Origin of the sequence: Maribacter polysaccharolyticus (assembly GCF_028882255.1) — a bacterium.
GTDB classification, from domain to species: Bacteria; Bacteroidota; Bacteroidia; order Flavobacteriales; family Flavobacteriaceae; genus Maribacter_A; species Maribacter_A polysaccharolyticus.
This window is the reverse complement of sequence record NZ_JARBUY010000003.1, coordinates 317,344-329,911: the sequence shown is the minus strand read 5'-3', so window position 1 is coordinate 329,911 and position 12,568 is coordinate 317,344. Positions and strand designations below refer to the sequence as shown.

General features: G+C 43.9%; 9 protein-coding genes. 8 read left to right on the top strand and 1 reads right to left on the bottom strand.

What is annotated here, in order from left to right:
- Window positions 1-29: 29 nt before the first annotated feature.
- Window positions 30-1,004 carry a polyprenyl synthetase family protein gene (locus tag PHU20_RS11020; RefSeq protein ID WP_274825426.1) on the bottom strand — a complete coding sequence of 325 codons (975 nt, stop codon included), beginning with the start codon at window positions 1,002-1,004 and terminating at the stop codon, window positions 30-32.
- Between the two features lie 340 nt (window positions 1,005-1,344).
- Between PHU20_RS11020 and PHU20_RS11015 the strand changes: the two genes are divergently transcribed.
- The 8 genes from PHU20_RS11015 (at window position 1,345) to PHU20_RS10980 (ending at window position 12,568) form a co-directional block, all read left to right on the top strand.
- Entirely contained in the window at window positions 1,345-1,950 is a 606-nt protein-coding gene (locus tag PHU20_RS11015) for a TetR/AcrR family transcriptional regulator (protein WP_274825425.1), read from the top strand.
- On the top strand, window positions 1,951-3,288 hold the full coding sequence (locus tag PHU20_RS11010) for a TolC family protein (RefSeq protein ID WP_274825424.1): 1,338 nt from the start codon (window positions 1,951-1,953) through the stop codon (window positions 3,286-3,288).
- A 27-nt stretch (window positions 3,289-3,315) separates the two neighbouring features.
- A complete protein-coding gene (locus PHU20_RS11005; RefSeq protein WP_274825423.1) occupies window positions 3,316-4,485 on the top strand; it encodes an efflux RND transporter periplasmic adaptor subunit in 1,170 nt (389 codons plus the stop codon).
- A 12-nt stretch (window positions 4,486-4,497) separates the two neighbouring features.
- Window positions 4,498-8,004: an efflux RND transporter permease subunit gene (locus PHU20_RS11000; protein WP_274825422.1), complete on the top strand. Its 3,507-nt coding sequence runs from the start codon at window positions 4,498-4,500 to the stop codon at window positions 8,002-8,004.
- A 452-nt stretch (window positions 8,005-8,456) separates the two neighbouring features.
- Window positions 8,457-10,211 (top strand): aspartate--tRNA ligase, encoded by a 1,755-nt coding sequence (gene aspS / locus PHU20_RS10995; RefSeq protein ID WP_274825421.1) that lies wholly within the window; start codon window positions 8,457-8,459, stop codon window positions 10,209-10,211.
- 31 nt (window positions 10,212-10,242) lie between these two features.
- A complete protein-coding gene (locus PHU20_RS10990; protein WP_274825420.1) occupies window positions 10,243-12,036 on the top strand; it encodes a chloride channel protein in 1,794 nt (597 codons plus the stop codon).
- Window positions 12,033-12,284 carry a hypothetical protein gene (locus PHU20_RS10985; protein ID WP_274825419.1) on the top strand — a complete coding sequence of 84 codons (252 nt, stop codon included), beginning with the start codon at window positions 12,033-12,035 and terminating at the stop codon, window positions 12,282-12,284. The genes PHU20_RS10990 and PHU20_RS10985 overlap by 4 nt, the downstream gene beginning before the upstream one ends.
- An 89-nt stretch (window positions 12,285-12,373) precedes the next feature.
- On the top strand, window positions 12,374-12,568 hold the full coding sequence (locus PHU20_RS10980; RefSeq protein ID WP_274825418.1) for a cold-shock protein: 195 nt from the start codon (window positions 12,374-12,376) through the stop codon (window positions 12,566-12,568).

The following is a 12,568-nucleotide window of genomic DNA, read 5'->3' as shown; positions in this document are numbered from 1 at the left end:
ACCAATCATAAAATCCTTATGCGAAGTAATTATACTTCACGGCGCATTAATCCTTCGCCAAACTGTTTGAGCACCGATTTCTTTTCTTCCGAGACCTGTAAGGTATCCAGAATACGGAATGCTTTTTGGGTATACTCCTCGATTTCCTCTTTTGTTCTTTCCGCAGCCCCGGTCGTAATAAAGATATCCTTAACCGAATTTATCTTCCCTTCGGGATCCCGTGGCTGAATGGAATACAGATCGAGGAGCTGCTTTTGTTCCTCGGCACCCCCCAATTGCAAGGCCAATAGATACAAAATGGTCTTTTTGTTTTCAATGATATCGCCCCCCACCTGTTTACCGAAAGTTTTGGGATCTCCGAAAGCGTCCAGATAATCATCCTGCAATTGAAAGGCAATGCCCAGATTTTTACCGAAATCGTAAATAAGATCTTGCTCCTTCGTGGAAACCCCTGCAACGATTCCACCCATTTTCATGGCCGCACCGACCAAAACCGCCGTTTTGTATTCGATCATTCGTAAATACTCCGGAATCGTTACATCATCCCGGGTTTCAAAATCCATATCGTATTGCTGCCCCTCACAGACTTCCAAAGCCGTCTTACTGAATAACCGCGCCAATTCCCGAAAGGTATCACTTTGGTAATTTTCAAAAAAGCGGTACGCCAGGATCAACATGGCATCGCCCGATAAGATCCCGGTATTGATGTCCCATTTTTCATGTACGGTACGCTGGCCCCGTCGCAGTGGGGCATCATCCATAATATCATCATGGACCAATGAAAAATTATGGAATACCTCTATGGCCAAAGCAGCATCTAGGGCCTGCCGATAATCCGCCCCGAACAAATCGGTTGTCATTAAGGTTAGAACGGGCCTTAGGCGTTTGCCCCCAAGTCCCAAGATATAAATGACCGGATCATAAAGCTTTGTAGGCTCCTTTGAACTTATCTTTTCCCCAAGATAGCCGATGAATTCGTTTCGATACTGTTCTATGGCATGCATTGCAAATGATTTTCCCCAAAAATACAGCCATTTTCACAAAACGCATTCATAGTAGTTCCATTTCAAAAACAAAAAGCCGAAAATAATCCATAAGCGTCCCCTCCACGATTTTTCGAAGCATGACCGGAACGACGAATTCCGGGAAGAAGAAGGTAGTTATGCCTTTTAAGGTTTCAAACAGGCATTAAGCAAGCAGGCCATGCTCCCCATAACGAAACGGATGGGCAATAACAGACCATGAAAAAATGCATCCGCGATGTTAAATTAACGTAATACTTTGGAAACTTTTACTGTTTTTCAAGTTTCCTGCTTATATTTGCCCGCTTTATCACTCAAAAATATGAGAGAAAAAATATTGCATAAGGCTACGGATCTATTCCTTAACCTAGGGTTCAAAAGTGTGACCATGGATGATCTGGCCCACGAACTGGGTATTTCGAAAAAGACCATTTATGCCCATTTTCCCAACAAAACCAAATTGGTGGAAGAATGCACCCTAGCACTGTTCTGCACCATTTCGAATGAGATCGACAACGTATGCTCCTTACAAATGAACCCTATTGAGGAATTGTACGAAATAAAAAAAATAGTGCTTTTACATCTTAAGGATGAAAAAACATCCCCCCAGTATCAATTGCAGAAATACTATCCGAAAATCTTTGAAAATCTTAAAAACAAGCAATTCGAGGTCATGCAAGGTTGTTTTGTGTCAAATATTGAAAAAGGGATCCAAATGGGCATCTATCGTAAGAACCTTAATATGGATTTTATCTCAAGGATTTATTTCTCAGGCATAACCAGTCTTAAAAATCATGTCCTATTTCCTGTAACAATGTTTACCATGTCAAGTCTTATGGATGAATATTTGGAATACCACATTAGAGGTATCGCTACCCCTAAAGGACAACAACTATTGAATACGATAATCAACTCAAATCAAGAATAGATGAAAATCCGTTTTATACTCGCTTTCATATTTTTAATAGTGGCCAAGGGCCATTCCCAAGACCTTTCCGAAAATTTATCGCTTGAGGAGGCCATCACCTATGCCCTGGAGCATAATTACAGTGCCATAAATGCCAATAGGGATATCATCGACGCCCAAAAACAAAAGTGGGCGACCATAGCCGATGGACTACCACAGATCAGCGGGGCCCTAAGTTATCAAAATCAATTAAAGCAAGTCATTACCCTGATTCCGGCAGAATTCTTCAGTGGGGAAGCCGGTACTTTTGAACCGGTTATCTTTAGCGAACCCCAACAAGTATCCGCTTCGGCTACCTTGTCGCAACAAATATTCGACGGCACCTATATCGTGGGCGTACAGGCCACCAAAACCTTTTTGAACTACAGTGCCAACAATAAGGAGAAAACAGACCTTGAGGTGCGTAAGGCCGTGGTAGAGGCCTATGGGAATGTCCTTTTGGCCCAAGAGAGTATTTCCATCCTCGAAAAAAACCAGGCCACCTTGGCAAAAAACCTATTTGAGACAACAAAGATCTTCGAAAACGGCCTGGGTGAAGAGGAGAGCGTTGAGCAATTGCAGATCACGTTATCCTCGGTTGAAAGCCAATTGAAAAATGCAATCCGATTACAGGACATTACCCTTAAAATGTTGAATACGTTGATCGGGAAACCCATAGACTCCCCTACCCGACTGACCGAGAACCTCGATGACCTTACCGTAAAGCAAATAAATTTGGATTTATTGGAATCCCCTTTAAACATCGAAAATAATGTTGATTATAAGTTGGCCCTCAATCTTAACGAACAACGTTCATTGGAACTGAAATTGGAGAAAAGCAGGGCGCTTCCGACATTGAACGCCTATATAAACTACGGCAGTACTTCGTACAGCGACTCCTTCGATTTCCTTAAAGGTGACCCAGAATGGTACGACTACTCCATATTGGGCTTCGATTTGAACATTCCTATTTTCAGTTCGCTCAAACGTAGTGCCAGTACACAACGGGCTCGAATTGCCCTGGAAAAGGCAAAAACCCAATTCACCGAGGCACAAGAACAGATCCGATTGCAATGGCAGCGGGCCAAGAGCGACTATACATTGGCCATTGAAGAATATGAAACGGCAAAAAACAACTTGGCCCTGGCAGAACGTATTGAGAAAAAGAACGAAATAAAATATTTCGAAGGTTTGGCCAGCAGTTTTGAACTGCGACAGGCACAAACCCAATTGTATTCGGCCCAACAAGAATACCTACAATCCATGGTAAGGGTAATCAATACCAAGACCGCCTTGGAAACCATATTGAACAACGATTAAACACAAGCAATAAACAATCAGTAAACCATGAAAATAATACGATATACATTTCCCGCCCTTCTTTTGGCAATGGCCTGTGGCAATGAACAAGGACAATCGGTAGACGAATTGATCGATACGGGCGATTTGGATGCCATTAGGGGGAAAAAGACCGAAATTTCCGAACAACAAAGGGCACTTGAAAAAGAAATGACAAAACTGGATTCGGTAATCGCCATTCTAGGTGGTGAAGAAAAATTACCCCTAGTAACGACCTTATCCGTTTCCAAACAAAACTTTGTCCATTTCCTTGAATTGCAGGGTGAGGTACAGACCAAACAAAATGTTTTGATCTACCCTGAGATGGCCGGTACATTGGAAAAGATTTATGTTCGGGAAGGGCAACGCGTATCCAAAGGGCAGCTCCTTGCCAAAATAGATGATGGTGGTTTGGGCAACCAATTGGAGCAGCTAAAAACCCAGGCGGAATTGAACAAGACCACCTTTGAACGCCAAAAAAAGTTATGGGAACAGAAGATAGGTTCCGAAATACAATTCCTACAGGCGAAAACAAATTATGAAGCTTCCGATAACGCGGTAAAACAGCTAGAAAGCCAATTGGAAAAATCAACCATACGGGCCCCCTTCGCAGGCATATTGGATGATGTCATAAAAGACCAAGGCACCGTGGTATCCCCAGGTCCCGGCTCCGAGGTATTCCGCATCGTAAACCTGAGCAATATGTATATCGAGGTCGATGTACCCGAAACCTATTTGGGACAGATCACCAAGGGAAAAGACGCCGTTGTATACTTTCCGGTACTTGGGGATAGTGTGGTGACCAAAATACGGGAAACCGGTAATTTCATCAATCCCAGTAACCGTTCTTTCCGTGTTGAAATCCCGGTTCCCAATAAAAACGGTCTTATTAAACCCAACCTTACGGCGAAGGTGAAACTTAATGACTATACCAATCCTGAAGCCATACTCATACCACAGAGCATTATATCCGAGAATGCCTCAGGGGAACAATACGCCTATGTAAGTTCCCAACCAAACGATAAAAACGAGGCGGTCGTAACACGAAGTATCATCCAGACCGGGAAGACCCAAAATGGTCTTATCGAAGTGATCGACGGTTTGGAAGATGGCAACCAAATCATCAATGAAGGGGCAAGGACCGTTAAAAATGGCCAGAAAGTAAAAATCCTTAAATAAGACGTTGTACCAATGAGCAAGCAGCTAAAAAACTCCCAAAAGGAATTTGGACTTTCATCATGGGCCATAGATAACCCTTCGGTAATTTATGTCATGATCGGCATCTTCTTTTATATAGGGCTTAAATCCTATTTCTCCATGCCAAGGGAAGATTTTCCTGAAATCGTGGAAACCAAAATCTATATCAGTACCCCATACCCCGGTAATACCGCCGAGGATATTGAACGGTTGATCACCGACCCCTTGGAAGATCGCCTAAAGGGCATCAGTAATGTCGTTGAGATCACCTCTACCTCCCAGGAGGATTATGCCATTATCACCGTTGAATTCGATGAAAATATTACCGTTGAGGCCGCAAAGCAAAAGGTAAAAGACGAGGTAGACACCGAAAAGGCCACTGAAGATTGGCCAACCTTCAATAACGCCAAGGTAGACCCCAATGTATTCGACCTCAACATATCGGAGTCCTTTCCCATAATGAACGTGAATTTTACCGGGGATTATCCGGTAGAAAAATTAAAGGAATTTGCCGAACACCTTCAGGATGAAATCGAAGATCTTACCGAAATAAAAGAGGCCCAAATACGCGGTGCCCAGGACAAAGAAGTCGAGGTTGCCGTGGATATCCATAAAATGATGGCTGCGAAAATCAGCTTTCAAGATGTGATCAGTGCCATTGGCAACGGAAATACGACCATGTCGGCAGGGAACCTTAAATCTGGGGGGCAACGTCGTACCATCCGTATTATCGGTGAGATCGAAGACCCAAAGGAATTGGACGATTTCGTCGTCAAATCCGAAGATGGCGCCGTCTACCTGAAAGATATCGCGACCGTTACCTTCAGTGAAGAGGATAAAACCACTTATGCAAGGGAATTTGGTCAAAATGTGGTGATGCTCAACGTAACGAAAAGAGCTGGGGAAAATGCCATCTCGGCATCGGACAAGATCAAAAAACTTGTCGAGGAGCAATTGGAGAATTATTATCCCGCCGATCTGCAAATATCCATTGCGAACGATTCCTCGTCCCGTACTTTGAACCAAGTGGATGACCTGGTAAACAATATCATCTTCGGTATTTTATTGGTGGTTACCGTTTTAATGTTCTTTTTAGGGTTCCGAAACGCACTGTTCGTAGGGTTCGCCATTCCCATGTCTATGTTCATGTCATTCATGATCCTGAATTATTTGGGGGTCTTCGTCGATGGCATGAGTTTTACCCTGAACACCATGATACTTTTCGGAATGATCATGGGACTGGGAATGTTGGTCGATAATGGGATCGTAGTGGTGGAAAACGTATACCGTTTAATGGACCAAGAAGGAATGTCCCGCATAGAAGCCACAAAAAAGGGGATCGGTGAAATCGCATATCCGATCATCATCTCAACGGCAACAACCGTTGCGGCTTTCGTGCCGTTGGGACTTTGGCCGGGCATTTTCGGACAGTTCATGATCTATTTCCCCATAACACTTTCGGTGGTACTGGGATCTTCGCTCTTCGTTGCCATTTTCATGAACTCTATGTTGGTTTCCCGTTTTATGGAAATCGGTGAAAAAGAATTGACGCGGAAACAACTGGTTCGGTTAAGCATCATTTTGGGCGTATTCGGTATGTTCATCTTGATCGTAGGTGGCCCTGTTAGGGGGTTGGGCTCCTTAATGATCCTTACGGCCTTACTGTTCTGGGTGTACAAATATGTGATTAAAGGGGCTGCCCTAAGTTTTCAAAGGGTAATCATGACCCGTTTGGAAGACCTTTATGAAAAACAGTTAAAGACGGCCCTTAGGGGAAATAATGTATACTGGTATTTTGGGTTGACCGTTTTATTGCTGATCATTACCTTCATGCTCTTCGGTATGTCCATTGCCAGCGGTAGGACAAAGATCGAGTTCTTCCCCGACAACAAACCCAATGAAATCTATGCCTATATCGAATATCCTCAAGGGACGGCCATCGAAAAGACCAACAAGCTTACCATGGATATTGAAAAACGGGTCTTTGAGGTCATCAATCGGGACAAATACAAAAAAGGGGATTTCAATTTCTTGGTAGAATCCGCAGTCTCCCAGGTGGGTGAAGGGGCAGGAAACCCCTACACCGACGGTGGTTCAACTGCAGAAATGCCCCATCGTGGAAAGCTGACATTATCCATGCGGGAGTATAAATATAGGAATGGTCTAGATACCGAAGAGCTACGGCTTCAAATCCAAGATGCGTTGAGCGGCATATATCCCGGGGTTGCCATTTCGGTAGAGAAAGATGTCAATGGTCCGCCAGCAGGCTATCCCATCAACATTGAATTGGAAGGAAAGGATTATGACCAACTCATCAATACCGCTGAAGACATGAGGAATTTCATCAACAGCAAGAACATTGCAGGTATTGAAGAGTTGAAAATTGACGTAAACAAAGGCAAACCCGCCATGGAAGTGCTTGTCGACCGTGAAAAAGCCGGTGAACTCGGGGTATCGGTGGGTCAGGTAGGCCAACAATTGAGACGTTCCTTATTCGGGGAAAAAGCCGGGGTCTTCAAAAAAGAGGGGGAGGACTACGATATAAACGTGCGTTTCAATGAAGATCTACGCTATAACAAGAGCGCCCTCTTTAACCAAAACATCACCTTTAGGGACCCTGCCAATGGGCAAATAATGGAAATCCCGGTATCTGCCGTAGCTTCGGAGCGCAACACTTCTTCATTCAGTGCGATCAAACACAAAAACAATGAGCGTGTTGTCACAGTTTATTCACAATTGAAACCTGGCTTTACCGATGCTGGGGCCATCGTGGCGGAAATACAAAAAGAGATGGAAGATTTCAAAGACCTTCCTAAGGACATCAAAATAGATTATACGGGTCAAATCGAAGAACAAAACAAACAAATGCAGTTTTTGGTCGGGGCATTTTTCTCCGGCTTGGGATTGATCCTTTTAATATTGATTTTCCAATTCAGTGGGGTATCAAAACCTATAATAATTATGATCGCCATCTTTCTGAGTTTCATTGGGGTCTTTGGAGGTTTGATGATAACCGGTAGACCTTTCGTGATCATGATGACCATGATGGGAATCATTTCACTGGCAGGGATCGTGGTGAATAACGGTGTGGTCTTATTGGACTATACCCAAATCCTTATCGATCGTAAAAAATTGAAATTAGGGTTAAGTGACACCGAACTGTTGTCGAAAGAAGACGTTACCGAGACGATCGTCAAAGGCGGGAAAGCAAGATTACGTCCTGTATTATTGACTGCAATAACCACGGTCCTTGGATTGATACCCTTGGCCATTGGTCTTAATATCGATTTCTTTTCCCTCTTTACCGAATTCGATCCCAAGATTTATATCGGAGGGGACAACGTGGTATTTTGGGGACCATTGGCATTGACCGTAATCTATGGTCTTATCGTCGCGACCTTCCTTACCTTGATCATAGTTCCCGTTTTATTCAGTATCGAATATCGAATGAAGATAAGGGCAAGGGACTGGCGTAACCGTTCCAAGGAAGTATCGGCCTAAGAACGACGACCATTAAAAACCAAGCGGTCTTTTTCCAAGGAAAAAGACCGCTTTTTTTATCCGCCGTACAAAACCCTTTCCAATGAATACGCTAACCAACGATAAAAGGGATCTAAAATAACCAAGGATGGGTACCCCTAAAAAGGTAGCTTTTACCCCCTTCCTTTGGCCCATTGGCAGTAAAATCGACATCGGACAACTTATCCGGATATTGGTAATAAGGTGACGGCATACGGGATACCATCTACCGAACAAAGGTCGAATCGCCGAAAGACACCAAAACACAAAGGCCTAAGGCGTTTTTGCACAAAATGGATTTCTTTCCCTGCAATCCATGCTACCCATTGGGTATCTTGCGAATAGGTTACAAAACAATTTTGGAAAATCGAAGAACTAAAATGGCCAAGAATCGGTTAGACTTAGTAAATTTGCCTTTTTAAATTAGCCAATACATGTACAGAAGCCACAACTGCGGGGAATTAAGGGAATCACATATCGATAAAGAAGTAACATTGGCCGGATGGGTTCAAAAAACCAGGGACAAAGGTTTTGTTGTCTGGGTGGATCTACGTGACCGTTATGGTATAACCCAGTTGATATTCGATGAGGAAAGAACTTCCCAAGAACTTTTGGAATTGGGTAGGAGCCTAGGGCGTGAGTTCGTGATCCAAATTAAGGGAACCGTGATCGAAAGGGCTTCAAAGAACGCCAATATCCCTACTGGGGATATTGAAGTCTTGGTCAAGGAACTTACGATACTCAATAGTTCCAAAACCCCACCTTTCACCATAGAGGACCAAACCGATGGCGGCGAGGACCTGAGAATGAAATACCGCTATTTGGATATCCGCAGGAACCCTGTAAAGGAAAACCTTATTTTTAGGAGTAAGGTCTCCATGGAGGTGCGAAATTACCTGTCCAAAGAAGGTTTTATCGAAGTTGAAACCCCCTATCTTATAAAATCGACCCCTGAGGGCGCCCGTGATTTCGTGGTGCCAAGTCGAATGAACCAAGGGCAGTTCTATGCCCTCCCACAATCGCCCCAAACCTTTAAGCAATTATTGATGGTCGGCGGTTTGGACAAATATTTCCAGATCGTAAAATGCTTTAGGGATGAAGACCTAAGGGCCGATAGGCAACCCGAATTCACCCAAATAGATTGCGAAATGGCCTTTGTGGAACAGGAAGACATCCTCGATGCCTTTGAAGGGTTGACACGACATTTATTAAAAGAGATCAAAGGGGTTGAAACCTCGAAATTTCCAAGAATGACCTTCGACGAGGCCATGGCCAAGTATGGCAATGATAAACCCGACATCCGTTTTGGGATGGAATTCGGGGAGTTGAATGCCGTGGCACAACATAAAGATTTCAACGTTTTCAATGCTGCGGAATTGGTAGTGGGTATAGCGGTTCCCGGAGGGGCTTCCTATACCCGAAAGGAAATCGACGCTTTGGTAAATTGGATACGTCGACCGCAGGTAGGGGCCAAAGGCATGGTTTATGTAAAATGCAATGAAGACGGTTCGTTCAAATCATCGGTAGATAAATTTTATGATCAGGAAGACTTGGCCCAATGGGCAAAGGCGACCGGAGCAAAGGCCGGAGACCTGATCTGTGTTCTTTCCGGGGATGCAAACCCAACAAGAACCCAATTAAGCGCCTTGCGAATGGAACTTGCAGAACGTCTTGGACTTCGAAAGAATGATGAGTTTGCCCCATTATGGGTCATTGATTTCCCGCTGTTGGAACTTGATGTGGAAACCGGACGATACCATGCCATGCACCATCCTTTTACCTCCCCGAAACCCGGGCAGATGGAATTATTGGAAACCGATCCAGGAAGCGTAAAAGCCAATGCTTATGACCTGGTTTTAAATGGTAATGAAATTGGTGGCGGTTCGATAAGAATACACGATAAAGACATTCAAAGCACCATGTTCAAACACTTGGGTTTTACCCCGGAGGAGGCCAAGGCCCAATTCGGGTTCTTGATGGATGCCTTCCAATACGGTGCTCCACCACATGGCGGGATCGCATTTGGGCTGGATCGCTTGGTCGCTATCCTAGGCGGACAGGAGACCATTCGTGATTTTATCGCTTTTCCTAAAAACAACAGCGGTAGGGACGTTATGATCGATGCCCCTTCCCCAATCGATAAGGAACAATTGGATGAACTACATCTTAAATTGAATTTGGGTGAATAATTGGTATTGATCACATAAGATCTATAGGAAAATGGCTGCACTAAAAAAATCTTGGCTCACTAAATTTCTTATTTGGCGGGCTAAACATATCAACGACCGCCAGTTTATATATTTCTTGAGTATCCTCGTCGGGTTCACCTCGGGTATCGGGGCCGTGATCCTAAAAAACCTCACCCATTTCTATCAACATTTGTTGGAGGGCAACTTGGTACGGGAATACCACCAAGCCTTCTACTTTGTTTTTCCCCTCATCGGCCTGATTTTGGTGTACCTCGTCATAAAATATGTGATCAGGAATAAAGTGAGCCACGGAATCCCCTCTACCCTATATGCCATATCGAAGCGTAAGGGCATTATGAAAAGCTATCAAATGTTCGGATCTATATTGACCGCTCCGCTCACGGTAGGGTTTGGGGGATCGGTCGGACTCGAAGGACCTTCCGTAGCCACAGGGGCCGCCATTAGTTCCAATATTTCCCGACTGTTACATATTAGCCAATCTTCAAGGAACCTATTGATCGGTTGTGCCGCTGCGGGTGCACTGTCCTCCATTTTCAAAGCTCCCATAGCCGCGATCATCTTTGCCATAGAGGTCTTTAGCTTGGATTTGACCATCGCCTCCATGATTCCCTTATTGTTGGCATCGATATCCGCAATAATCACCTCGTATTTCTTTTTGGGGGACGACGTCCTCTTGCCTTTTAAGATAGAGGATGGTTTTAAGATATCGGATGTTTCCTTTTATATCATTTTAGGGCTGGTTGCCGGTATTACTTCGATGTATTTTACCGAGGTATATACGAGGGTGCAGGCCTTTTTCGACAAATTGGGCACTCCGATCAAACGACTGTTCGTCGGGGGCGTAAGCATCGGGATCATCGTGTATTTCATACCCCCGTTGTACGGTGAGGGATTTGATGTCATCAACAATTTGGTCAAGGGCCATCCAGGGAATTTTCTGGATAACAATGTCTTTAATCTTAATTTGGACAATGTCTGGACGTTGATCTTATTATTGGGCGGACTCGTCGTCTTTAAGATCTTTGCAACCTCCATCACCTTTGGTGCCGGCGGGGTCGGAGGTATTTTCGCTCCTACCCTTTTTATGGGCAGTCTTATGGGGAATTGCGTGGCCAAGATCATAAACAATATCGGCTTTTTCAACTTAAAGGTTTCCGAAAGTAACTTTACCCTGGTAGGTATGGCCGGTCTAATGGCCGGGGTACTGCATGCACCACTTACAGCCATATTCCTTATCGCTGAAGTCACGGGCGGTTATGAACTATTTATTCCCTTGATGATCACTTCCGCCATTTCATACTCCTTGGCCAAATATGTCCACCCCCATTCGGTCTACAACATGCAATTGGGACGAAAAGGGGAATTGATCACCCACGATAAGGATCACGCGGTCCTTACGCTTATGGAGATCGATCGGGTGATCGAAAATAACTTTGTGACCATACATCCCGAAATGACCCTTGGGGATATCGTACACAAGGCCGTGGTAAAATCGAGCCGAAATATCTTTCCCGTATTGCATAAAAAAGACGGGACATTTTTGGGCATTATACTTTTAGACGATATCCGTTCCATCATGTTCAAACAATCCCTTTACGACAAGGTATATGCCAAAGAAGTAATGCACAAGGCCCCGGCCATCATTAAATTGGAAGAGGATAAAATGACCGATATCATGGATAAGTTCCAAGACAGTGGTGCATGGAACCTCCCCGTTCTTAGAAACGGTAAATATGTCGGTTTTATCACCAAATCAAAGCTCCTGACCGCATACCGCAGAAAGTTGATTACTTTTACGAAATGAAATATCTCATCCTCTTCATCGTCATAGCCTCCTTTGGATCGATCATCTACGGATTCAATATCCTCGAGGATCAGGAAAGCCTCGGCCATAAATGTATCGGTCTTGGTACGGCGGGTATTTTTTTATTGGCGATGCCTTTGTTTCTCTTCAAAGCTAGTAAAGGGAAAAAAATGAAAGATTATATGCTTACCGAGGAAAATATTAAAAAAATGAAAGAAGAAAAGGCCGAAAAGCCTGAAAATCAATGATCAATACAAGTTTTCGCGTCCAATTTGCGAAGGTCTGCCATAAAAATTATAAATTAGTATATTAATTATTTTATTTAATATCAATTGGAATGACAGGCACAGTTAAATTTTTCAATGAGTCCAAAGGATACGGATTCATTACGAACGACGAGACCGGAAGCGACATCTTTGTACATGCTACAGCGTTGAACGGTGTTGAATTAAACGAAGGTGACAAAGTAGAATACGTAGAAGAAGAAGGAAGAAAAGGAATGGTTGCAGGCCAAGTGCAGGTAATCGGTTAA

Coding starts and splice junctions, on each gene's coding strand:
- PHU20_RS11010 (WP_274825424.1), top strand. CDS start 1,951: ATGAAAATCCGTTTTATACTCGCTTTCATATTTTTAATAGTGGCCAAG.
- PHU20_RS10985 (WP_274825419.1), top strand. CDS start 12,033: ATGAAATATCTCATCCTCTTCATCGTCATAGCCTCCTTTGGATCGATC.
- aspS (WP_274825421.1), top strand. CDS start 8,457: ATGTACAGAAGCCACAACTGCGGGGAATTAAGGGAATCACATATCGAT.
- PHU20_RS11020 (WP_274825426.1), bottom strand. CDS start 1,004: ATGCATGCCATAGAACAGTATCGAAACGAATTCATCGGCTATCTTGGG.
- PHU20_RS11005 (WP_274825423.1), top strand. CDS start 3,316: ATGAAAATAATACGATATACATTTCCCGCCCTTCTTTTGGCAATGGCC.
- PHU20_RS10980 (WP_274825418.1), top strand. CDS start 12,374: ATGACAGGCACAGTTAAATTTTTCAATGAGTCCAAAGGATACGGATTC.
- PHU20_RS10990 (WP_274825420.1), top strand. CDS start 10,243: ATGGCTGCACTAAAAAAATCTTGGCTCACTAAATTTCTTATTTGGCGG.
- PHU20_RS11015 (WP_274825425.1), top strand. CDS start 1,345: ATGAGAGAAAAAATATTGCATAAGGCTACGGATCTATTCCTTAACCTA.
- PHU20_RS11000 (WP_274825422.1), top strand. CDS start 4,498: ATGAGCAAGCAGCTAAAAAACTCCCAAAAGGAATTTGGACTTTCATCA.